At 64.4% G+C, this 20,777-nt stretch carries 22 protein-coding genes; 11 read left to right on the forward strand and 11 right to left on the reverse strand.

The window, feature by feature from the left end; translation table 11 throughout:
• Positions 1 to 178: 178 nt before the first annotated feature.
• Positions 179 to 1,309, forward strand: coding sequence for a DNA-processing protein DprA (gene dprA / locus C8N43_RS08145; RefSeq protein WP_107845122.1), 1,131 nt, complete (start codon positions 179 to 181; stop codon positions 1,307 to 1,309).
• A gap of 16 nt (positions 1,310 to 1,325) precedes the next feature.
• Here dprA and C8N43_RS08150 read toward each other — a convergent pair whose 3' ends face one another.
• A complete protein-coding gene (locus tag C8N43_RS08150; RefSeq protein WP_107845123.1) occupies positions 1,326 to 2,156 on the reverse strand; it encodes a DMT family transporter in 831 nt (276 codons plus the stop codon).
• Positions 2,157 to 2,241: 85 nt separating this feature from the next.
• Between C8N43_RS08150 and C8N43_RS08155 the strand changes: the two genes are divergently transcribed.
• Positions 2,242 to 2,736: a DUF2306 domain-containing protein gene (locus C8N43_RS08155; protein ID WP_107845124.1), complete on the forward strand. Its 495-nt coding sequence runs from the start codon at positions 2,242 to 2,244 to the stop codon at positions 2,734 to 2,736.
• 126 nt (positions 2,737 to 2,862) lie between these two features.
• Here the strand turns inward: C8N43_RS08155 and groL are convergent, their stop codons facing one another.
• The 4 genes from groL to C8N43_RS08175 form a co-directional block, all read right to left on the reverse strand.
• A complete protein-coding gene (gene groL / locus C8N43_RS08160; RefSeq protein WP_107845125.1) occupies positions 2,863 to 4,509 on the reverse strand; it encodes a chaperonin GroEL in 1,647 nt (548 codons plus the stop codon).
• A 47-nt stretch (positions 4,510 to 4,556) separates the two neighbouring features.
• Complete coding sequence (gene groES, locus C8N43_RS08165; protein ID WP_107845126.1) at positions 4,557 to 4,844, reverse strand: co-chaperone GroES; 288 nt, start codon at positions 4,842 to 4,844, stop codon at positions 4,557 to 4,559.
• Between the two features lie 205 nt (positions 4,845 to 5,049).
• Complete coding sequence (locus C8N43_RS08170) at positions 5,050 to 6,825, reverse strand: vanadium-dependent haloperoxidase (protein WP_107845127.1); 1,776 nt, start codon at positions 6,823 to 6,825, stop codon at positions 5,050 to 5,052.
• Positions 6,826 to 7,094: 269 nt separating this feature from the next.
• A complete protein-coding gene (locus C8N43_RS08175; RefSeq protein WP_211308598.1) occupies positions 7,095 to 7,760 on the reverse strand; it encodes a DUF2161 domain-containing phosphodiesterase in 666 nt (221 codons plus the stop codon).
• Between the two features lie 118 nt (positions 7,761 to 7,878).
• Here C8N43_RS08175 and C8N43_RS08180 point away from each other — a divergent pair, with 118 nt between their 5' ends.
• The 8 genes from C8N43_RS08180 to C8N43_RS08215 all read left to right on the forward strand — a co-directional run bounded on the left by C8N43_RS08180 (position 7,879) and on the right by C8N43_RS08215 (position 14,976).
• Positions 7,879 to 9,336: a hypothetical protein gene (locus C8N43_RS08180; protein WP_107845128.1), complete on the forward strand. Its 1,458-nt coding sequence runs from the start codon at positions 7,879 to 7,881 to the stop codon at positions 9,334 to 9,336.
• Positions 9,337 to 9,399: 63 nt separating this feature from the next.
• A complete protein-coding gene (locus tag C8N43_RS08185) occupies positions 9,400 to 10,317 on the forward strand; it encodes a manganese-dependent inorganic pyrophosphatase (RefSeq protein WP_107845129.1) in 918 nt (305 codons plus the stop codon).
• Positions 10,318 to 10,331: 14 nt separating this feature from the next.
• Positions 10,332 to 10,883 (forward strand): thioredoxin family protein, encoded by a 552-nt coding sequence (locus C8N43_RS08190; RefSeq protein ID WP_107845130.1) that lies wholly within the window; start codon positions 10,332 to 10,334, stop codon positions 10,881 to 10,883.
• Between the two features lie 107 nt (positions 10,884 to 10,990).
• Positions 10,991 to 11,863 (forward strand): TIGR01459 family HAD-type hydrolase, encoded by an 873-nt coding sequence (locus tag C8N43_RS08195; protein ID WP_107845131.1) that lies wholly within the window; start codon positions 10,991 to 10,993, stop codon positions 11,861 to 11,863.
• A 95-nt stretch (positions 11,864 to 11,958) separates the two neighbouring features.
• On the forward strand, positions 11,959 to 12,417 hold the full coding sequence (locus tag C8N43_RS08200) for a MaoC family dehydratase (RefSeq protein WP_107845132.1): 459 nt from the start codon (positions 11,959 to 11,961) through the stop codon (positions 12,415 to 12,417).
• Positions 12,418 to 12,523: 106 nt separating this feature from the next.
• Complete coding sequence (locus tag C8N43_RS08205) at positions 12,524 to 13,456, forward strand: bifunctional riboflavin kinase/FAD synthetase (protein WP_107845133.1); 933 nt, start codon at positions 12,524 to 12,526, stop codon at positions 13,454 to 13,456.
• Positions 13,453 to 13,917 carry a YcgN family cysteine cluster protein gene (locus tag C8N43_RS08210; RefSeq protein ID WP_107845134.1) on the forward strand — a complete coding sequence of 155 codons (465 nt, stop codon included), beginning with the start codon at positions 13,453 to 13,455 and terminating at the stop codon, positions 13,915 to 13,917. Before C8N43_RS08205 ends, C8N43_RS08210 begins: the two co-directional genes overlap by 4 nt.
• A gap of 6 nt (positions 13,918 to 13,923) precedes the next feature.
• Positions 13,924 to 14,976, forward strand: coding sequence for a threonine aldolase family protein (locus tag C8N43_RS08215; protein WP_107845135.1), 1,053 nt, complete (start codon positions 13,924 to 13,926; stop codon positions 14,974 to 14,976).
• Here the strand turns inward: C8N43_RS08215 and C8N43_RS08220 are convergent.
• Together C8N43_RS08220 and C8N43_RS08225 are read right to left on the reverse strand one after the other, a co-directional pair.
• Positions 14,966 to 15,697 (reverse strand): alpha/beta fold hydrolase, encoded by a 732-nt coding sequence (locus C8N43_RS08220; RefSeq protein WP_107845136.1) that lies wholly within the window; start codon positions 15,695 to 15,697, stop codon positions 14,966 to 14,968. The genes C8N43_RS08215 and C8N43_RS08220 overlap by 11 nt on opposite strands.
• Positions 15,698 to 16,294, reverse strand: a complete 597-nt coding sequence (locus C8N43_RS08225; RefSeq protein ID WP_107845137.1) for a 2-hydroxychromene-2-carboxylate isomerase — start codon at positions 16,292 to 16,294, stop codon at positions 15,698 to 15,700. It abuts the gene before it with no gap.
• A gap of 121 nt (positions 16,295 to 16,415) precedes the next feature.
• Between C8N43_RS08225 and C8N43_RS08230 the strand changes: the two genes are divergently transcribed.
• The gene (locus tag C8N43_RS08230) at positions 16,416 to 17,432 is read left to right on the forward strand and encodes a ribose-phosphate pyrophosphokinase (protein ID WP_107845138.1); all 1,017 of its coding nucleotides are present in this window, start codon (positions 16,416 to 16,418) and stop codon (positions 17,430 to 17,432) included.
• A 105-nt stretch (positions 17,433 to 17,537) separates the two neighbouring features.
• Here the strand turns inward: C8N43_RS08230 and C8N43_RS08235 are convergent, their stop codons facing one another.
• The 4 genes from C8N43_RS08235 to C8N43_RS08250 all read right to left on the reverse strand — a co-directional run bounded on the left by C8N43_RS08235 (position 17,538) and on the right by C8N43_RS08250 (position 20,775).
• Positions 17,538 to 17,888, reverse strand: a complete 351-nt coding sequence (locus C8N43_RS08235; RefSeq protein ID WP_211308573.1) for an H-type lectin domain-containing protein — start codon at positions 17,886 to 17,888, stop codon at positions 17,538 to 17,540.
• Positions 17,889 to 18,042: 154 nt separating this feature from the next.
• On the reverse strand, positions 18,043 to 18,432 hold the full coding sequence (locus C8N43_RS08240; protein WP_107845139.1) for a F0F1 ATP synthase subunit epsilon: 390 nt from the start codon (positions 18,430 to 18,432) through the stop codon (positions 18,043 to 18,045).
• Positions 18,433 to 18,455: 23 nt separating this feature from the next.
• Positions 18,456 to 19,880 carry a F0F1 ATP synthase subunit beta gene (gene atpD, locus C8N43_RS08245; protein WP_107845140.1) on the reverse strand — a complete coding sequence of 475 codons (1,425 nt, stop codon included), beginning with the start codon at positions 19,878 to 19,880 and terminating at the stop codon, positions 18,456 to 18,458.
• 16 nt (positions 19,881 to 19,896) lie between these two features.
• The gene (locus tag C8N43_RS08250; protein ID WP_107845141.1) at positions 19,897 to 20,775 is read right to left on the reverse strand and encodes a F0F1 ATP synthase subunit gamma; all 879 of its coding nucleotides are present in this window, start codon (positions 20,773 to 20,775) and stop codon (positions 19,897 to 19,899) included.
• Between the last annotated feature and the right edge of the window lie 2 nt (positions 20,776 to 20,777).

Raw genomic sequence — 20,777 nt, forward strand, 5'->3', positions numbered from 1 at the left:
CCTCGCTATTTTGGGGGAGGTCCGGTCAGGTGCCGCCATTGGGTCGTACCGGCTGGACCTTTATTTTTCCTATTATCTTCAGACGGGTAGCGAAAAAATGTCGAATAATTATATCTGTTCACACTCTCTTAACTCCGCCGGGGCCACAACGTAGTCACTGTTCAGACGGAGCGACGAGATGGCCAGCGACCTGCTGTCTACCCCACCCCCCCTCGCACCCCCAAGACGTCAGGGCGAAATTGCCTCTTGGCTCCGTCTGATCAGGTCCCGCCGCGTTGGCCCCACCACATTTCACCGCCTCATGGCCGAGCACGGCTCTGCCGACGCTGCACTCGACGCGCTGCCCGCGATTGCCGAGGCCGCTGGCGTGCAGCGCTATCTCGTCTGCCCCTTGGAGGTCGCCGAGCGGGAGCTTGAGGCGGGCGCGCAAATCGGCGCACGGCTTTTGTGTTTCGGCACGCCGGATTACCCCCGCGCCCTGATGGATCTGCCCGACGCGCCACCGGTGCTGTGGGCCCTGGGCGATACGTCCCTGCTGCACCGGCCCTGCATCGGCCTGGTCGGCGCCCGCAATGCCTCGTCGTTGGGCAGCCGGATGGCGCAATCGCTTGCCGCCAAGCTTGGCGAGGCGGGTCATGTGATCGTCTCCGGCCTTGCCCGCGGGATCGATGCCGCCGCGCATATCGCGGCGCTCGAGACCGGCACCATCGCCGTGCAGGCCGGCGGTCTGGACACGGTCTATCCCAAGGAAAACATGACCTTGCACGAGCAGATCGCGATCCGGGGCCTGCGCCTGTCGGAGCGCGCGCTAGGCCTGCAACCGCAGGCGCGCGACTTCCCGCGGCGCAACAGGATCATCTCCGGACTGTCCCAGGCGCTGGTGGTGGTGGAGGCCGCCGCCAAGTCCGGCTCGCTCATCACCGCGCGCAACGCGCTCGACCAGGGGCGCGACGTGATGGCGGTGCCTGGACATCCCTTTGACGCGCGAGCGGCCGGGTGCAATATGCTGATCCGCGACGGCGCACAGCTGGTGCGCTCCGCGCGCGATGTGATTGAGGCGCTGGAGCGGCCGAGCACCCCCGTGGCCGCGCCGAGCCCCGCCGCCCCGCCGCGTGCAACACCCGTGCATAGCCACGGCCCGGCCCATGCCGAAATCCTCGGCCTGCTTGGCCCTACGCCAATCCCGGAGGATCAGTTGATCCGTGACCTGAAGGCGACCGCGGGCGCGGTGGCCCCGCATCTGACGGCGTTGGAGCTGGAGGGCAAGATCACCCGCGACGCGGGCGGGATGCTGTCGCGGGTGGTGTGAGCGACGCCAAATTGGCTTAGGATTTCGGGCGCAGGGCCAGTGCCACACCGCCCAAGACCAGCACACTGGCGACGGCGAAGCGGAGGGTGAGCGCCTCGCCCAGAAACAGCATGCCGCCCGCGAGGGCGATGACAGGCACGGTCAATTGCGCGGTCGCGGCGATGGTTGTGGGCAGCTGCGGCAGCACCCGGTACCACAGCGCATATCCCAGCGCGGAGCTGATCGCACCAGAGGTGATCGCGGCGGCGTAGCCCGTCACATTTCCCGAAGGTAGGCCGGTGAAAAGGACCAGCGGTAGAAGGGCGATGGCCGCAAAGCGGAAATTGTACTCGGTGCGCACCAGAGGTTGGGCCGCGCCCTTGCCCAGCAGCGTGTAGACGCCCCAGCCGATCCCAGCCGCGGCCATCAAAGCCCCGCCCAGAAGATCAGGTGCAGCGTTGCCTGCGGGCCAGAGCAGTGCGGCCAGCCCCGCAAACGCCACGAAGCAGCCGAAATAGCGCAACACCGGGATGGCCTCCCGCGCGCGCAGTGCGGCGGCGAACATCGTGATCTGCACCACGCCGAACAAAATCAGCGCACCGACGCCCGCGTCGAGCGACGCATAGGCGAGCGAGAAGCCCAGCATGTAGACCAGCAGCGCCGCCGTGCCCGCGAGGCTGCCGCGCTCGGACGTGGCTGCGGGCGCGCGCAGGCGCACCAGCGCCAGCAACATCACCGCCCCCGCCCATGTGCGCAGCATGGCGAAGTCCAGCGGGGCCATGTCGCCCCGGGCCACACCCAGCTTGTTCAGGACGGAGTTGGCGGCAAAGGCCACCATGGTGAGGGCGGTGAGCAGGAACAGGCGCATGGGCGCGGATTAGGGCGAAACCGGCGGAATTGACAGACACATTTCCGGCAGGCAGCATGATCGCACCCAAGGAAAGCCCCCCGTGATGAGCCGAAGGCTAGAGCTGATTGCCGAGATGACCCCCGCGATCTGGGTGCATCTGATCTGCGTGGTCGCGGCGCTGATCCTGGGTGCGTTCGTGTTGTGGCGGCGCAAGGGCGACGCCCGGCACCGCATGTTGGGGCGCATTTGGGTGGGCTTGATGGCCGTGGGGGCGCTCAGCTCTTTTGCGATCCGCGAAATCAACCCGGGCGGGTTCAGCCCGATCCATTTGCTGTCCGTCTACACCCTGTGCTCTCTGGTGCTGGGCGTTCTGGCGGTGCGAGCGCGGCCAGCGCGCGTGCGCGCGCATCAGAATTTCATGCGCTCGCTTTATGCGAGCGGCCTGTTGATCGCCGGGGCGTTTACCTTTTTGCCCCAGAGACTGCTGGGGCGGCTCACCTTTGGGGAGTGGATTCCGGCGATCAATTACGGGGTCGTGGCGGTGATGGCGGGGATCGGGACGATTATACTGGTCCGGGTGATGCGCGCGGAAAGGTAGCACGCACAGACAGAAAAAGGGCCGCCCGGATGGAGCGGCCCTTCTTTATTTGATCAGACGGCGTGGGCTCTCGGTGATCTGCGATCACCTGTTGCCAGACGCGTTTCCTGTGCAGGAAAGCGCGTCTTACATCATGCCGCCCATGCCGCCCATGTCGGGCATGCCGCCGCCAGCGCCGCCGGCGCCTTCCTTGGCGGGGGCGTCAGCAACCATGGCTTCAGTCGTGATCAGCAGAGCCGCGACCGAGGCTGCGTCCTGCAGCGCAGTGCGCACCACTTTGGCCGGGTCGATCACGCCGAACTTGAACATGTCGCCATATTCCTCGGTCTGCGCGTTGAAGCCAAAGGTGTTGTCGTTGCTTTCGCGGATTTTGCCCGCAACAACCGCACCGTCGACACCTGCGTTCTCGGCGATCTGGCGCAGCGGAGCCTCGATGGCCTTGCGCACGATGTTGATGCCGACGTTCTGGTCATTGTTGACGCCTTCCAGACCGTCGAGGGTCTTGGCGGCCTGCACCAGAGCGACACCGCCGCCCACAACGATGCCCTCTTGGACAGCGGCGCGGGTTGCGTTCAGGGCGTCGTCGACGCGGTCCTTGCGCTCTTTCACTTCCACTTCGGTCATGCCGCCGACGCGGATCACGGCAACACCGCCGGCCAGTTTGGCCACGCGCTCTTGCAGCTTCTCACGGTCGTAGTCGGAGGTGGTCTCTTCGATCTGCTGACGGATCTGGGAAACGCGGGCCTCGATCTCGGCCTTCTCACCAGCACCATCGACGATGGTCGTCTCGTCCTTGGTGATCTGGACCTTCTTGGCGGTGCCAAGCATGTCCATGGTGACGTTCTCGAGCTTCATGCCGAGATCTTCGGAGATCACCTGGCCGCCGGTCAGGATCGCGATGTCCTGCAGCATGGCTTTGCGGCGATCGCCGAAGCCGGGGGCCTTAACGGCAGCGATCTTCAGGCCGCCGCGCAGCTTGTTGACCACGAGGGTCGCCAGGGCTTCGCCCTCGACGTCTTCGGCGATGATCAGCAGCGGCTTGCCGGACTGGATGACGGATTCGAGCAGCGGCACCATCGGCTGCAGCGACGAGAGCTTCTTCTCGTGCAGCAGGATCAGGGCGTCGTCCAGCTCGGTGGTCATTTTCTCGGGGTTGGTCACGAAGTAGGGCGACAGGTAGCCGCGGTCGAACTGCATGCCTTCCACGACATCGGTCTCGGTCTCGAGGCCTTTGTTCTCTTCGACGGTGATCACACCTTCGTTGCCGACTTTCTGCATCGCACCAGCGATCTGCTGGCCGATTTCGGCTTCGCCGTTGGCGGAGATGGTGCCGACCTGTGCGACCTCATCGGAATCGTTGACGGGACGGGCAGCGGCCTTGATGGCCTCGACCACTTTCGCGGTCGCCATGTCGATGCCGCGCTTCAGGTCCATCGGGTTCATGCCAGCGGCAACCGACTTCATGCCTTCGCGCACGATGGCCTGGGCCAGCACGGTGGCGGTGGTGGTGCCGTCGCCGGCTTCGTCATTGGTGCGGGAAGCGACTTCCTTGACCATCTGCGCGCCCATGTTCTCGAACTTGTTTTCCAGCTCGATCTCTTTGGCGACGGAGACACCGTCCTTGGTGATGCGCGGGGCGCCGAAGGATTTGTCCAGCACCACGTTGCGGCCTTTGGGGCCCAGGGTAACCTTGACGGCGTCGGCCAGGATATTGACGCCCTTGAGCATCTTGTTCCGGGCGTCGGTGTCGAATTTAACGTCTTTAGCAGCCATTAGAGTAGCTCCTTAGAATTTCGATTTGTTTCGAGGGGGTGAGCGACTTAGGACAGGATGCCCAGGATGTCGCTCTCTTTCATGATCAGCAGCTCTTCGCCGTCGATGGTGACTTCGGTGCCGGACCACTTGCCGAACAGGATGCGGTCGCCGGTCTTGACGGCCATCTCGATCAGCTCGCCGCTGTCTTTGCGTGCGCCTTCGCCTGCTGCGACGATCTCGCCCTCTGCGGGCTTCTCTTTCGCGCTGTCGGGGATGATCAGCCCACCAGCGGTTTTCTCTTCGCCTTCGGTGCGGCGAACCAGGACACGGTCGTGTAGCGGTTTCAATGCCATTGGTTTTGGTGCTCCCTAGCTTCCAAATTTCCAGTTCAGCCCCGCGATGGGGGCATTAGCACTCACATGGCGCGAGTGCTAACGTTGCGTAGCTAAGGAGCGGGCGGGGGCGAGTCAACCGCTGGTGTGTGAAAAATTTATCCCGCGCTTCCACGAAATGAGAGGGCCCACACGGGCCCCCTCTGGCTGCTCAGGATCGACGGGGTCACTTGCCGCCGATGCGCACAAGATCGCCGTCGAAGGTCGGCACCGACAGGACGAAATCGTCGGTCGGGTAGCACAGCGCCTGCTCCTGCAACATGCCGATGGCGATCTCCTCGCCCATGCGCAGGCTGTCGTAGTAGTCGGAATAGTAGTGCACCCCGGCCATGTTGCGCCCGATGGAGACGTTGGCGGCCAGCTTGTTCAGCTCGCCCTCCAGCGTCAGCGGGCATTCTGCGCGGCGCTTGTCGAGCGTCTTGCCCTTCTCGACCGCCTCGAAGTAGCACGGGTCCTCGATCCGGCGGTAGAAGCCGATCTTGCCCTTCCGGCAGCCCTCATCGGCATTGGCCCCCATAACGGTGCCGGTATCGAAGAACGCCTTGACAATGGTCACGCAGGCCCCCGCCACGGTGGCATGCCCCGCCCCGTAGGTCGGATGCATGGGCGAGCCTTCGCGGAAGGCCATGGGCAGCAGCAGGTTGCCCCCGGGCAGCGCCGGATCGGCCGGGTTGGCGCTGTCGATGGCGCTGAGCGTGGGCACCATGCGGTCGCGCATGCTGGAGAACGCCCCGCAGGTCGACGGGTGCGCGCTGTCGATCTCGCACGCCCGCGCCAACCGACCCGCCAGCGCCTCTGGCCGCAGCCGCAGGTGGTTGTTGAACTTCTGGTAGCGCACGGCCTTGAGCGCCCGCGTCGCCACCTCGGTGACCAGGGTCAGGATCTGCGGCCCGCCGTACAGCGCAAAGCCGCCCGCGTTCTGCTTGATCCCGGCCGCGCCGGAGAGCGGGTTGAACATGTCGCGCATCCCTGACAGCTTCGCAAAGCCGGGGTCGAACGGCGTGCCCATGCCCAGAAGGATCAGCGTGGCGTTCAGATAGGCCTGATAGAGCGCGTCGAAATGCACGTAGGTCGCCAGATCACGCGGCCGGTGGATGAAGCACCGCTCGCCGTCAAGCGTCTGCCCGGACCCGCATCCGTTCACATCGAAGCCCTTCTGGACGTCGAGCCAGTCCTGCCAGTTGGTCATGTGGTCGTCGCCATCCTTGGCGCGCAGCACCCGCTGGTCGATCCGCTGACCGCCATAGCTGATATAGCCGTCCCCCACATCGATGCTGCCCGCCTGATCGCACGACCCGATCCACAGGAACTGCGACAGGTAAGGCCCGTGCTCGACCCCCACCCCCGAGCCGCGAAACACGGTCTGGCGGGTCAGCTGCCCGCCTTCATTGGTGCGCGGGCGGCCGGGGAAGCCGTCCTTGGCGTAGTCCATCGCATTGAGGCGGCTGACCGCATCATTCACGTCGCCCGAGCCGGGCCCGCCGTTTTGATCGAAGCTCAGAAGTGGCGTATCGCGCAAAAGCGCCAGCTCATAGACCTCCGCCAACTCGAAATCGAGCTCGGACGAGCCCATCGCGGGGGCGGGCGGCATGGTGACGGCCTGCGCGTCGGGGCCCTGCAGATCATAGGCGCTACCGGCGGTCGGGGCCTCCCACCTGCGGCGACCGCGCTTCGGGTCCTGCGGAACCGGCACGCGCGACGTGAAGGCCTCGATATAGCCCTCGTCAATGGCGCCGCGAAACGCCTCGAAATGCGTGGGGTCGGACACAAGGCCAGTGGCCACGTCGTGGCACAGGCCCTTGGTGAAAGTCAGCGCGTAGCACGCGCTCGAAAACCGCGTCTCGTCGCCATTGGCAGCATGGGTCGGGTGCGGGCGGCTATGGGCCAGATCAGCGGCCTCGATGCGCACGCGGTGGGCGTTGGATTGTCTATCTTTGGGCATGTCAAATCTCCAAAATGGTGTGAACTTTTGTCGAAATTGTCGTGCCATGAGTGTGCGGGGCGGGGTGCGGAGCGGCCAAGGCCGCCTGCGTGAGAAGCGCGCGCACAGACCGTGAAGAGCGTGGGAAATAAGGGTGATTTGGTGTGAAACAGCTCAAGTCAGGCGATCAAGGCCGTTCGAACGGCCTTTCTTCACGCGCATTGCAATGCGCGTGCAAAGCGTCTTGCAAGACGCTTTCACAAAGCCGCATCGATGCGGCTTTCCCGCCTCTAAAGCGCGTCTTTATAATCGCCCAACGCCGCGACCCCTTTCGGCGTCAGGCCGTAATGGCCCTTTTCGACCCGCTCGAACCAGCCGTAGTGATCCGCCGCCATGATCCGCGTGGCCGTCGGCACCTCCGCGGCCTTTGCCACCGCCGCCCCCTTTGAGACGCCCTGCGCCGCCAGATGGCGCGCGCATTTCAGCGCGTCCTGGCGGTAGGCGGTGATCAGTCCGGCCCGGGTCTGCCCGCCCGCATTCGGATCGCCCACCCGGCGGGCGAACTCGCGCAACAGCCGCCCCTTGCGCATCTTAGATTTCCGCGGGGCATAGGGCGCGGGGTCGACATGGACCTGGACCAGCCCGTCACGCAATCGCACGGTGATCAGCCCCAGACCCAGCCTGCGGCAGAGCGCGGTGTTGTCCTTGATCGCCTTGAGAAACGGCTTGCCCGGCTTGTGCGGCACGGCGACATAGACATCATCGCAGATCGCTTGCCGGGCAACGCCCTGGTGGAACAGGCTCAATGAGAAGACCGCCTTCAGCTCCACGATAACCGGGTCATCGCCCGCGCGGCAGCCCACGACATCGCAGGCCCCGATCTCCGATTTCACCTCGTAGCCCTGCCCTTCGAGGAAGGATTTCACGGCGGGGTATAGCTCGACCTCTTTCACCATGGGCGTGACGATAGGGGCGTGCGCCCCGCGCAACAAGCTCTCGCCAAACGGCCTCGCGATGGTGTAGCCTGGGATCAACATACGAGCAGACATAGAGCCCCTGAAGGAGCCGTCGCCCATGATCACCGCCCCCCTCGCGGCGCAGACCGCCTGCGGCCACGCAGGCCTGAGCTTCGCGCGCACCTTCCGCACCCAGTTCACCCTGTCCCAATCGCCCGACCTGCAGATCGACGGCTACCGCGTCACCGAGCTGGGCGCATGGCGGCTGCACCATTGCCGCGCCCTGCCCTATGCGCGGATCCACGACCACGGCGGCGCGATGGTGGCGATCGTGCTGGGCATCGCGGTGGATGGCGCGGGCCAACGCGTGGGCGACGGCCACAAGCTGAGCTTCGGTGAGACGCCCGAGGCGTTCGTGACCCAATGCGCGGGCCGCTACGTGGTCCTGACGCCGGACGCCGCCTATTCCGACCCATCGGGGTCCATGGGCGGGGTCTTTGACGCCTCGACCCGCACCGTCGCCTCCACCGTGCTGATGTGCCTCGACCGGCCGCCCACCGCGCCGGAGGGTTTTGACGCGAAGGCGGTCATGTCAGGCAAGGGCGCCTACTCGCTGGGCTACACCCGCGATCACGCGGTCCGGGCGATCCCGCCCAATCACCGGCTGAACCTCGATGACTTCACCCTCACCCGCTTCTGGCCCACGGCGGACGAGGACTTCGCCGAGCAAGACACGATCCCGCAGATGGCCACGCGCCTTAGTGCGATCATCGGCGCAATCGCCCGCTCCACCCCTACGCTCTTGCCCCTGACCGGTGGCCGAGACAGCCGCAATCTGGCCGCCTGCGCCAAGCCGCATCTGGAGCATCTCCAGGGCAGCTTCACCTATGTGATGAACTGGCAAGGCACCATCGACGCCGAGCTCGCGCAGACCATGGCCCAGACGCTGGGTCTGCCCCATACCACCTACACCTCGTGGCACGAGGGCCACGCGCGCAAGACCCTGTCCAACAAGGCCCGCCGACGCCAGAAAATGGCCTTCCGGCTGGCGGGCGGCTATGTGGGCGACGCCAATAACGAGGTGATGGACGGGCTCTGCCAGCAGATCCCCCGCGGTGTGGTGCTGCGCGGCAACGTGATGGAGATCGTGAAGGCCAACCACTGGAAGCGCGGGCTGGCCCGCGACGGCGCGCACCCGGACGGGGTCGATCTGGACTATGCCACCGCGCGGCTGGCAATCAACCATGCGCATCAGGGCGAGGCCGTCGCGCGCTTCCGCCCCGAATACGCGGCATGGTACGACGCTCTGCCAGACGCCGCAAAGCCGCTACATTACGATCTGGCCTTCGTCGAGCATCTGCTGCCCGGCTGGCAGCCCAAATTCTACGGCTACACGCGCAACTTCTTCGTCAATCCGTTCTCGGACCGCGCCCTGATCGCGGCTGCGATGCGCTTGCCCGTCAAGGCCCGCCAGGCCAACCACTGCAACGACGCCCTGCTGGCCCATGCCGCGCCAGAGCTCGCGGCGATCCCCTTCACCCCCGACCTGAAAAAGGCGCGGCGCAAGGTCGCGTGACACCCCGCCACCCCTGTCCTATAAGGCGCGCAAACAAGACCTCTCAGCCAAGGACCGCGTGCAATGACGACCCTGATTTTCGGCCACAAATCCCCTGACACCGACAGTACCGGCTCGCCGCTGATCTGGGAATGGTTCCTCAACCACACCGGCACCGACGCGCAGGCCGCCCTGCTGGGCGAGCCCAACACCGAGGCCGCTTTCATGCTGGAGCGCTGGTCGCTCGATAAGCCGCAGATCATCGACAATGTGCGCGACGGCCAGCCTTGCGTGATCGTGGACACCAACAATCCCGCCGAGCTGCCTGAGAATATCAACGACGCCGATATCCGCGCGATTATCGACCATCACAAGCTGGTGGGCGGGCTCGAGACGGCGGGCCCCATCGACATCACCATTCGCCCGCTGGCCTGCACGGCCACGATCATGCACGATCTGATGGGCGATCACGCGGATCACATGCCCGACAAGATCAAGGGCGCGATGCTGAGCTGCATCCTGTCGGACACGCTGGAGTTCCGCTCGCCCACGACGACCGATACCGACCGCGCGCTGGCCGAGAAGCTGGCGGGCGAGCTGGGCATCTCGATCCCCGACTATGCCGCCGAGATGTTTGCCGCCAAATCCGACGTCTCCGCCTTCTCGGCGGCAGAGCTGCTGCGCATGGACAGCAAGGAATACGAGGTTGGCTCGGTCAAATTCCGCGTCTCGGTACTGGAAACCACCAGCCCCAAGATGGTGCTCGACCGCCAGGACGAGATCATGGCCGCCATGTCCACCGTGGCAGGCGAGGACAAGGTGAACGAGGTGTTGCTCTTCGTCGTCGATATCCTCAACGAAGAGGCCACGATGCTGATCCCGAACGATCTGTCCAAGCGCGTGGCGGAGCTGTCTTTCGGCGCCAAGGTCGACGGCAACTCGGTCGTTCTGCCGGGCATCATGAGCCGTAAAAAGCAGATTATCCCGGCGCTCAAGGTCTGATCGGGGCACCCGGGATGGCCCTGCTCGACACCCCGCTCTGCGACTTTGGCGCCCCGGCGCCTGACTTCTCATTGAAGACGCCGGACGGCAAGCTGGTCACGCTGGACGACGCGCGCGGGCCGAAGGGCCTGCTGGTGGCCTTCGTGTGCAACCATTGCCCCTATGTCGTGGCCGTCGCAGCGCGGTTGGGCGAGGACGCGAAAGCGCTGCGGGAGATGGGGCTGGGCGTGGTCGCGATCATGTCCAATGACTACCGCGACTACCCGGCCGACGCGCCGGAGCGGATGCAGCCCTTCGCAGATAAATACGGCTGGGACTTCCCCTACCTGATCGACGAGGACCAATCCGTGGGCCGCGCCTATGGTGCTGTCTGCACGCCGGACTTCTTCGGCTACAACGCGGCTCTCGGCCTGCAATATCGCGGACGGTTGGACAGCGCTGGCATGGGCGATGCATCAGGCCGCGTGCCGGACCTGCTCAATGCCATGCGCGCCGTGGCCGAGACGGGCGAAGGCCCTGCGGAACAGACGCCGTCGATGGGATGTTCTATCAAGTGGAGCCGGTGAGCGGGCCGTTGCGCTGCGCGCGCAGGGTCCGACAGAAGTCCGACGCAAAGCCGACAGGTCTCCGACCGGGTCTGTTCGGCCAAATGGTTAACAAGATTGGATAGAGATTGACGCAGATCATCACCCACCTTTCCGAGGTCTCCGACCGCTACGACGCGCTCTTCGTGGACCTTTGGGGCTGCATCCATAACGGGCTGGAACCCTTCGCCGACGCGGTTGCGGCGATGCAGACCTACCGCGCCAAAGGCGGCAAGGTGATCTTCGTGACAAACGCCCCGCGCCATCGCGGCAGCGTCGCTAAGCAGTTGGATAAGATCGGTGTGGCCCGTGACAGCTGGGACGCGATTGCGACCTCCGGCGACAGCGCGCGCTTTGCGATGTTCAACGGTGCGGTGGGCTCCAAGGTCTATTTCATCGGGCAACCGCACGACCAGAATTTCTTCGATCCGCTTGAAATCGTTGAAGATCCCGTGACGATCGAGCAGGTTCCGCTGGACCAGGCCGAAGGCATCGTCTGCTGCGGCCCGACCGACCCGATGGCCGACCCGGAGGTGAACCGCCCCGAGTTTCTTTACGCCAAGCAGAAGGGCATGAAGCTGCTGTGTGCAAACCCCGACATCGTAGTGGACCGCGGCGAGACCCGCGAATGGTGCGCGGGCGCGCTGGCGCAGCTCTATACCGAGATGGGCGGCGAGAGCCTCTATTTTGGCAAGCCCCATCCGCCGATCTATGACCTCGCTCGGCGGCGTCTGTTCGCGTTGGGCGAAAACATTCCCGATAGCCGTATCCTGTGCATCGGGGACGGCGTGTTAACCGACATTCGCGGCGCGCTCGGCGAGGACCTTGATTCCCTTTTCATCTCCGGCGGCCTCGCCGCAGCGGAGACAAAAACTGAGACTCAGCCCGATCCTGATCTGCTAAGTGCTTATCTCGAAAAGGAAATGGTCAGCCCGACCTATACGATTGGCTTCCTGCGTTAAGCTCAGGTTAACCGGAACTAGGGGTAGACTTTTCTGCATCTGCAAAGTAATAATCTTTCAAACTTGTAGGCAACCTTGTTTGAAAGTTACGCGCCATGCTTGATACACCCCGTTCCGACAACCTTCCTCGCGGCACTATTTGCATTGAGGATATCGAGATCGGCATGAAGCGGCACCTGCGCAAGCAGATCACCGACCGCGATATTGAGCTGTTCGCCGAAGTCTCCACCGACTGCAACCCGGTGCATCTCGATGACGATTACGCCCGCGACACGATCTTCGCAGGCCGCATTGCCCATGGGATGCTGACCGCCGGGCTTATCTCTGCCGTCATTGGCGAGCAGCTGCCTGGGCATGGCACCGTCTATCTGGGGCAAAGCCTGAAATTCCTCGCCCCCGTGCGCCCCGGCGACATGGTCATGGCCGAGGTCGAAGTTGTCGAGATTGACCACGCCAAGCGCCGCGTCACGATGCACACCCGCTGCGAGGTGGATGGCAAGAACGTGCTGAAGGGCGAGGCTGTGGTTCTCGCGCCGAGCCGCAAGTTCGACTAACGCGGGGCTCGCGCAGCTAGACCTGCGTCGCGCGGCAGGTCTGTCTGGCAAAGACAGACCGAGAGCGTCCCTTGCACCTTCCCAATATGGCGTTTACCCAAACGCCATGAGGATCATCCGCGACCACCAATTTGTCCGCCCCGAAGACCGCGGCGCCACCGCAGCCATCGGCAATTTCGACGGGGTGCATATCGGCCATCAGGCGGTGATCGACATCGCCCGCAATGCCGCGCCGGACGCCCCGCTGGGGATCGTCACCTTTGAGCCGCATCCGCGCGAGTTCTTCGCAAAGGACGCCCCGCCCTTCCGCCTGATGAACGCCGAGGCCAAGGCGAACCGGTTGGAAAAGCTGGGGGTCGAACGGCTCTATCAGCTCAATTTCAACACCACGCTCTCGAGTCTGACAGCGGAGGAATTCGCCCGCGATGTGATCGCCGATGGCCTTGGCCTGAAACATGTCGTCGTCGGTGCGGATTTCTGTTTCGGCAAGGGTCGCGCGGGCAATGCAAAAATGCTGCAGGAGTTTGGGCAGCGCTTCGGCTTCGGCGTGACCATCGCTGATCTGGTGACGCAGGACACGGCGCAGGTGTCCTCGACCAATATCCGCAAAGCCTTAAGCGAAGGCCGCCCCCGCGACGCCGCGGCGATGCTCAGTCATTGGCACCGCATCGAAGGCCCGGTGATCCAGGGCGATCAGCGCGGGCGCGAGCTGGGCTACCCTACCGCGAACATGTCCATCGACGGGCTGCACCCGCCAAGGTTCGGCGTCTACGCCGTACTGGTCGATGTGCTGACCGGCCCGCATCGGGGCAGCTACCAAGGCGCGGCCTCGATCGGGGTGCGGCCAATGTTCGGGGTGAACACGCCCAATTGCGAGAGCTTCCTTTTTGACTTCAAGGGCGATCTCTATGGCGAGACCCTGTCGGTGGCGTTGGTCGACTTCCTGCGCGGCGAGGAAAAATTCGACGGGCTGGAGGCGCTGATCACACAGATGGACGCCGATTGCGCCCGCGCGCGCGACATCTTGGGCGCGCTATGAGCGATCCGATCCCCCGCGACGGTCTGCGCCCAAGATACTGGGAAAAGGTGCCGCTCAAGAACATGAGCGCCAAGGAGTGGGAAGCGCTCTGCGACGGTTGCGGGCGCTGCTGCCTCAACAAGCTTGAAGACGAAGACACGATGGAGATCGCGTTCACCCGGGTGGCCTGCCGCCTGCTGGACGGCGACACCTGCCGCTGCGCGCAATACGACATCCGCAAGCAATTTGTGCCCGATTGCGTGGTGCTGACGCCGAAGAATATCGACGAGATCGGCTACTGGATGCCCGAGACCTGCGCCTACCGGCTGCTGCACGAGGGCAAGCCGCTTTACGACTGGCACCCGCTGATCTCTGGCACCGCGCAGTCCGTTCACGACGCTGGCGTGTCGGTGCAGGGGTGGACGGTACCCGAGTTCGAGGTGTCTGAGGACGAGTGGGAAAACTACATAATCGAGGATTAACTGGCCATGTTCTTTGCCTCTGACAACACATCGCCCGTGCATCCAAAGGTCATGGAGGCGGTCGTGCGCGCCAATACAGGCTACGCGATGCCCTATGGCAATGATCCGATCATGGACGAGGTCCGCGCCGCCATCCGCGACCGGTTCGAGGCGCCCGAGGCCGCGGTCTACCTGACCGCCACCGGCACCTCGGCCAATTGCACGGCGCTGGCCTGCCTCGCTCCGCCGTGGTCCACGATCTTCTGCCACACCAACGCGCATATCGAGGAAGACGAATGCGGCGCGCCGGAATTCTACACCGGCGGCGCGAAACTGACGCTGGTCGGCGGCGATGACGCCCGTATGGATGCGAACGCGCTGGATCACGCGATCAGCCATACCGGGCGCGGCGGCGTGCACAACATCCAGTGCGGCGCGGTCTCGCTGACCTCGCCCACCGAGAATGGCGCGGTCTATTCCGTGGCCCAGATCGAGGAAATCGCCCTCATCGCCAAGCGCTACGACCTGCCGCTGCACATGGACGGCGCGCGCTTCGCCAATGCGCTGGTCGCCACCAACGCCTCGCCCGCCGAGATGACGTGGAAAGCGGGCGTGGACGCGGTGACGCTGGGCGGCACCAAGAATGGCCTGATGGGGGTCGAGGCGGTGATCCTGTTCGATGCGAAACACGCCTGGGAGTTCGAGCTGCGCCGCAAGCGCGCCGGGCATCTGTTCTCGAAGCACCGTTACCTGTCGGCGCAGATGCAGACCTATCTCGACGGCGATCTGTGGCTCGAGATGGCGCGCCACGCCAACGCGATGGCGGCGCGGCTGAAGGACGGTTTGATGCAGCTTGAGGGCGCAGAGCTGCTGCACCCGGTCGAGGCAAACTCCGTCTTCGCCCGCTGGCCGCGCGCCGCCCACAAGCGCGCCCATGATGCGGGCGCCAAATACTACCTGTGGCCCTTTGCTCAGCCTCTGGACGGCGATCCGGAGGAGTTGCTCTCTGCTCGCATGGTATGTTCGTGGTGCACGACCGAGGATGACGTGGACCAGTTCCTGAGCACGCTTACGCCGTAAACTGCGCGATGGCCCGACCCAGCTCTTCGCCATGGGTCAGCGGGATCATGTGGCCCGCCCCCTCGATGGTCAGGGTCGCATCGACCTTCATCTGCTGCTCCAGCCCGTGGGCGATGGCGGCGATCACGGGCGGCGAGTTCGCTCCCTGCACATAGAGCACCGGGCAGGTGATGCGATCCAAGCGCGGCCAGATGTTGCCCGTATCGTCGATCAGGCTCGGGGCCGAAACGTCGATCAGATGCATCTGTCCAGCGATCGCGTCGCGCGCTTTGTCCGGCAGCGCCTCCCACATCCCGGGCGCGCCCCAAGCGCCCAGAAACATCTCCGCCGCCTTGTGGGTCTCGCCCGCCCGGATCGCGTCGATCACCGGCGCGCCGGTCTCGGCATACTGCGCGAAGGCGGCCTGATCCGTCCGGCGCGCGGCGTGGAAGAATACAGGCTCGATCAGCGTCAGGCTCGCCAGCTTCTCCGGGTGCTCGACCGCAAAACGCAGCGCGACCGTAGCCCCGAATGAGTGGCCAATCAGATGGATCGGGCCTTGCGCCTGTGCATCGAGAAGGCCAAGCGCCTGATCCTGATACGCGCCCCCGTCCCAATCCGGCGCGTCGCCGTGTCCGGGCAACTCGACCAGATGGCGCGTCAGGTGATCCAGCTGAGGCACCACGCCGCGCCATACCCGCCGGTCAGCGAGCATACCATGAAGCAAAACGGCGTCGGGCACCTAGAGCTTGCCGGAGAGATGCAGGTCCAAATCCTCGATCTTGTCCTGCCCCCAGAACCGCTCGTCGCCATCGGTGATGTAGGTCGGCGCGCCAAAGACGCCCGCGCCCACAGCGTCCTCGAGGTTGCGCGCGTATTGCTCGGCTCCGGCCAGCAGGCCTTTATCGGCCAGCGCGGCGTCGAACCCATTGGCCTCCAGCACCTCGCGCACGACGGCATCCTCTGCGATGTCGCGCTCTTCGGCCCAGCAGGCGCGGGTGAACGCATGAACCAGCGCCCCCACATCGCCCCCTGCCTCTTGGGCCGCGATGATCGCGTAGGAGGACGGCGCGGGATTCGTTGGCCAATGGGCGGGCTTCAGGTTGATCGGCAGCCCCAGTTTCTTGGCCGAGCGCCGCATCTCCTGCAGTCGCCACTCCTGCCGGTTGGGGTGGCGCTGCGGCGGCGGGGTGCCGCCGGTGCGGCCGAACAGGGCCATGATATCGAGCGGCTTGTAGGTGATCGTCGCGCCGTGCTTGGCCGCGACCTCCTCCAGGCGGGTGCCCGCCATGTAGGTGTAGGGAGACAGGGTCGCGAAATAGTAGTCGATATGCGGCATTTGCACGTCCTTTGCGGGGCTTTGGCTTTGCGCGAATCCTAGTGCGATGCTACGGGGTGCGCAACGCGGGGTTGGGGCTGGGGAGCACGGCCTCCCACAGGCTGCCAAACGGGGATACTTCATGCTGCACACTTCCGATCTCAAGCTCATTGCGGGCAATGCGAACAAACCGCTGGCCGAAGCCGTGGCCAAGCGAATGTCGATGCATCGCGGCATGGCGGTCCGGCCGGTCGATGCCCGGGTCGAACGCTTTAACGATGGCGAGATCTTTGTCGAGGTGTTCGAGAATGTGCGCGGCGAGGATATGTTCATCATCCAGAGCACCTCGAACCCCGCCAATGACAACCTGATGGAGCTGTTGATCATGGCCGACGCCCTGCGCCGCTCCTCGGCCGCACGCATCACCGCCGTCATCCCCTATTTCGGCTACGCACGGCAGGACCGCCGCACCAAGGCGCGCACGCCGATCTCGGCCAAACTGGTCGCCAACCTGATCGCCAATTCCGGCGTCGAGCGGGTGCTGACCATGGACCTGCACGCAGCCCAGATCCAGGGCTTCTTCGATCTGCCCGTGGACAACCTCTACGCCTCGCCGATCTTCGCGCTCGACATCCTGCACCACTTCAAGGACCGCGAGAATGTCATGGTGGTCTCGCCCGATGTGGGCGGCGTGGCCCGCGCGCGCGAGCTGGCGCAGCGCATCGGCGCCCCGCTCTCCATCGTGGACAAACGCCGCGAGAAGGCGGGCGAGGTGGCCGAGATGACCGTCATCGGTGACGTCAAAGGCAAGAAATGCATTATTGTCGACGACATTTGCGACACCGCCGGCACCCTGTGCAAGGCCGCCGAGGTGTTGATGGGCGCGGGCGCGACCGAGGTGCACAGCTACATCACCCACGGCGTGCTATCGGGCCCAGCGGTGGAGCGGATCACCAAATCGGTGATGAAAAGCCTCGTCATCACCGACAGCATCGAGCCCACCGAGGCCGTCAAGACATGCAAGAACATCCGCATCGTGCCGACAGCGCCCATGTTCGCCCAGGCGATCCTGAATATCTCGGGCGGCATGTCGGTCTCGTCGCTGTTTGACAACGAGACACTGAAGCCGATTTACGAAAGCCTCTACCCCAGCAGCTAGGCCCAACAGTAGAGAGACGCCCCGTGGGATGCCCATGCGGCGGGAGGCAAGGCCTCCCAAGAGCATAGTCAAAAGGCGCGCGCGACAGCGCACATTTGGGTCAGCTCAGTAAAGCTGCCAATCATCCTCGTTGGGCAAGGGGCCGATCACCATCCAGTTGGCCCGCACTCGCGCAACGCGGGTGTCGCCCCAGGTCCGGAACACCAGATCGAATCCGGTCTCCGTGATGTTCTCTGCCGAGATATCCATACGCTGATTGGTCTTCTGGTCGCTGTCCCACATGGAGATCGAGACCTGCACATTGGGCACGGCGGCGAAACGCTCGGCAAAGTCGACCTCGAAACGATGCTCGCGCGGACCGGTCCCGGTCCACATCGGCCCATCGTCGATGAAGTCCGAGAACAAAACCCGTGATCCCTGGGTTATCCCGATCGTATTGCTGTTCAGACGCTGCATTCTTACCCTTTACACGACGCCGATACGCACAAATCCCGGCGAAACTTTGGCAGCATAATGGTGCTAGGGTCTACCCCCTGCCCGAACGTAAAGAAAGCCCCGCAGATGCAGGGCTTTCCAGGATACTTTCAAGTGTGGGCCGCCGGGCCAAGGATCAGGCCAGGATTTGCGTCCGTGCGGCCACCAGATCGTCGGCATATTTCGCCGCCGCATCGGTGTTGGCCGCATCGCGCTGCATGTTGGCTTCCTTGATCAGCTCTTCCATCAGCTCTGCGGTCACGTCAGCCTTGGCAAATGCCCGCTCGGCCAGCACAGACGTGCCCCCCGCGCCGACTTCCGCAAAGCCGCCTGTCACCAGATACTGCTCGGAGCCGACATCGGTCACCACCGTCAGCACACCGGGTCGCAGGGTAGAGATCACCGGCGCGTGCTGCGCCATGGCGGTGAAGTCGCCCTCAGCCCCCGGGATCTGCACCTCGGAGGCCTGCACGGAAGCAAGCCGCCGCTCGGGGCTGACCAGGTCGAATTGCATCATTTCAGCCATCAAAGGCCTCCTTGAGTTTGCGCCTAAGCGGCGTCAGCGGCCATCTTCTCGGCTTTGGCGATCACCTCGTCGATGCCGCCAACCATGTAGAAGGCGCCTTCGGGCAGGTGGTCATACTCGCCAGCCACAACGGCCTTGAACGACGCGATCGTCTCTTCCAGCGGAACCTGCTTGCCGTCGGCGCCGGTGAAGACCTTCGCCACGTCGAACGGCTGCGACAGGAAGCGCTCGATCTTGCGGGCGCGGGTCACAGTCATCTTGTCGTCCTCGGACAGCTCGTCCATGCCAAGGATGGCGATGATGTCTTGCAGCGACTTGTAGCGCTGCAGGATCTGCTGCACATCGGTCGCCACTTTGTAGTGCTCTTCGCCGATGATCAGCGGGTCCAGCAGGCGCGAGGTAGAGCCCAGCGGGTCCACAGCCGGGTAGATACCCTTCTCGGAAATCGCACGGTCCAGAACGGTTGTCGCGTCTAGGTGGGCAAACGAGGTGGCCGGTGCGGGGTCGGTCAGGTCGTCCGCAGGCACATACACGGCCTGCACCGAGGTGATCGAGCCCGACTTGGTCGAGGTGATGCGTTCCTGCATCGCGCCCATGTCGGTGGCCAGCGTCGGCTGGTAGCCCACAGCGGAGGGGATACGACCCAGAAGCGCGGACACCTCGGAGCCAGCCTGCGTGAAGCGGAAGATGTTGTCCACGAAGAACAGCACGTCTGCGCCGGTATCGTCGCGGAACTGCTCGGCCAGGGTCAGGCCGGAGAGCGCCACACGCATACGCGCACCGGGAGGCTCGTTCATCTGGCCGTAGACCAGCGCAATTTTCGACTCTTCCAGGTTGTCGGGCACGATAACGCCGGATTCGATCATCTCGTGATACAGGTCGTTGCCCTCACGGGTCCGCTCCCCCACACCCGCGAACACGGACACACCGGAGTGCACCTTCGCGATGTTGTTGATCAGCTCCATGATCAGAACCGTCTTGCCCACGCCGGCACCGCCAAACAGGCCGATCTTGCCGCCCTTGGTGTAGGGGGCCAGCAGGTCGATGACCTTGATGCCGGTGGTCAGAATTTCCGACTCGGTGGACTGGTCTGCAAAGTCGGGCGCGTCGCCGTGGATGGCGCGGCGCTCGGTTGCGTCAACCGGGCCACCTTCGTCGACGGGCGCGCCAACGACGTTCAGGATGCGGCCCAGTGTGCCTTTGCCCACGGGAACCGAGATCGGTTCGCCCATGTCGGTCACGGGGGCGCCGCGCACCAGACCCTCGGTGGAGTCCATGGCGATGGCACGCACGGTGTTCTCGCCCAGGTGCTGCGCGACCTCGAGGATCAGGGTGGTGCCGTTGTTGTCGGTCTCAAGCGCGTTGAGGATCTCGGGCAGCTGGTCATCGAACTGCACGTCGACAACAGCGCCGATGACCTGTGTGATCTTGCCGTTTGCTTTGGCCATAGTGGTTTCTCCGGGTCTAGAGCGCTTCCGCGCCCGAAATAATTTCAATCAGCTCGTTGGTGATGACAGCCTGGCGGGTCCGGTTGAACTCGATGGTCAGCTTGTCGATCATTTCGCCAGCGTTGCGGGTTGCGTTGTCCATCGCGGACATCCGCGCGCCCTGCTCGCCCGCGCCATTCTCCAGCAGCGCCGAGAAGATCTGCGTCGCCACTGCGCGGGGCAGCAGGTCGGCCAGGATTTCCTCTTCGCCGGGCTCGTAGTCGTAGACCACGCCGGTGTCGTCACCCTCTTCGGGGGCGTCGAACTGCGCCGGGATGATCTGCAGCTCCTTCGGCTTCTGGCTGATCACGCTCTCGAATTCCGAGAAGTACAGCTTCGCGACGTCGAACTCGCCCTCGTCGAAGCGAGTCAGAACGTCCTGCGCGATCTTCGAGGCATCCTCGTAGCCGATGCGCTTGACCTCAGAGAGGTCAACGTGGCCGATGAAGTGATCGGCCAGGTCCCGCTTCAGGACCTCACGGCCTTTCTTGCCCACGGTCAGGATCTTGACCGTCTTGCCGTCCTTGAGCAGCTTCTCCGCCTGATAGCGGGCAAGCTTCGCGATGTTGCCGTTGAAGCCGCCGCACAGACCACGCTCGGCGGTCATGACGATCAGCAGATGGGTCTGGTCCGACCCGGTCCCGCTGAGCAGCTTCGGCGCGCTGTCGGACGTGCCGACCGATGCGGCCAGCTGGCCCATCACCGCGTTGAACCGCTCGGCATAGGGCCGACCGGCCTCCGCCGCTTCCTGCGCACGGCGCAGCTTTGCGGCGGCGACCATCTGCATCGCCTTCGTGATCTTGCGGGTCGATTTGACCGACGCGATCCGGTTTTTCAGGTCCTTGAGGTTTGGCATCT

Source organism: Litoreibacter ponti (assembly GCF_003054285.1).
GTDB lineage: Bacteria > Pseudomonadota > Alphaproteobacteria > Rhodobacterales > Rhodobacteraceae > Litoreibacter > Litoreibacter ponti.

Excerpts from the sequence above, each read along its gene's own strand:
- C8N43_RS08175 (WP_211308598.1), bottom strand. The coding sequence starts at position 7,760 with ATGGTGAAAGAGGTCGAGCTATACCCCGCCGTGAAATCCTTCCTCGAA.
- C8N43_RS08235 (WP_211308573.1), bottom strand. The coding sequence starts at position 17,888 with ATGCAGCGTCTGAACAGCAATACGATCGGGATAACCCAGGGATCACGG.
- C8N43_RS08190 (WP_107845130.1), top strand. The coding sequence starts at position 10,332 with ATGGCCCTGCTCGACACCCCGCTCTGCGACTTTGGCGCCCCGGCGCCT.
- C8N43_RS08250 (WP_107845141.1), bottom strand. The coding sequence starts at position 20,775 with ATGCCAAACCTCAAGGACCTGAAAAACCGGATCGCGTCGGTCAAATCG.
- C8N43_RS08200 (WP_107845132.1), top strand. The coding sequence starts at position 11,959 with ATGCTTGATACACCCCGTTCCGACAACCTTCCTCGCGGCACTATTTGC.
- C8N43_RS08170 (WP_107845127.1), bottom strand. The coding sequence starts at position 6,825 with ATGCCCAAAGATAGACAATCCAACGCCCACCGCGTGCGCATCGAGGCC.
- C8N43_RS08155 (WP_107845124.1), top strand. The coding sequence starts at position 2,242 with ATGAGCCGAAGGCTAGAGCTGATTGCCGAGATGACCCCCGCGATCTGG.
- atpD (WP_107845140.1), bottom strand. The coding sequence starts at position 19,880 with ATGGCCAAAGCAAACGGCAAGATCACACAGGTCATCGGCGCTGTTGTC.
- C8N43_RS08225 (WP_107845137.1), bottom strand. The coding sequence starts at position 16,294 with ATGCCGCATATCGACTACTATTTCGCGACCCTGTCTCCCTACACCTAC.
- dprA (WP_107845122.1), top strand. The coding sequence starts at position 179 with ATGGCCAGCGACCTGCTGTCTACCCCACCCCCCCTCGCACCCCCAAGA.
- C8N43_RS08180 (WP_107845128.1), top strand. The coding sequence starts at position 7,879 with ATGATCACCGCCCCCCTCGCGGCGCAGACCGCCTGCGGCCACGCAGGC.
- C8N43_RS08210 (WP_107845134.1), top strand. The coding sequence starts at position 13,453 with ATGAGCGATCCGATCCCCCGCGACGGTCTGCGCCCAAGATACTGGGAA.
- groL (WP_107845125.1), bottom strand. The coding sequence starts at position 4,509 with ATGGCTGCTAAAGACGTTAAATTCGACACCGACGCCCGGAACAAGATG.
- C8N43_RS08230 (WP_107845138.1), top strand. The coding sequence starts at position 16,416 with ATGCTGCACACTTCCGATCTCAAGCTCATTGCGGGCAATGCGAACAAA.
- C8N43_RS08185 (WP_107845129.1), top strand. The coding sequence starts at position 9,400 with ATGACGACCCTGATTTTCGGCCACAAATCCCCTGACACCGACAGTACC.
- C8N43_RS08150 (WP_107845123.1), bottom strand. The coding sequence starts at position 2,156 with ATGCGCCTGTTCCTGCTCACCGCCCTCACCATGGTGGCCTTTGCCGCC.
- C8N43_RS08205 (WP_107845133.1), top strand. The coding sequence starts at position 12,524 with ATGAGGATCATCCGCGACCACCAATTTGTCCGCCCCGAAGACCGCGGC.
- groES (WP_107845126.1), bottom strand. The coding sequence starts at position 4,844 with ATGGCATTGAAACCGCTACACGACCGTGTCCTGGTTCGCCGCACCGAA.
- C8N43_RS08215 (WP_107845135.1), top strand. The coding sequence starts at position 13,924 with ATGTTCTTTGCCTCTGACAACACATCGCCCGTGCATCCAAAGGTCATG.
- C8N43_RS08240 (WP_107845139.1), bottom strand. The coding sequence starts at position 18,432 with ATGGCTGAAATGATGCAATTCGACCTGGTCAGCCCCGAGCGGCGGCTT.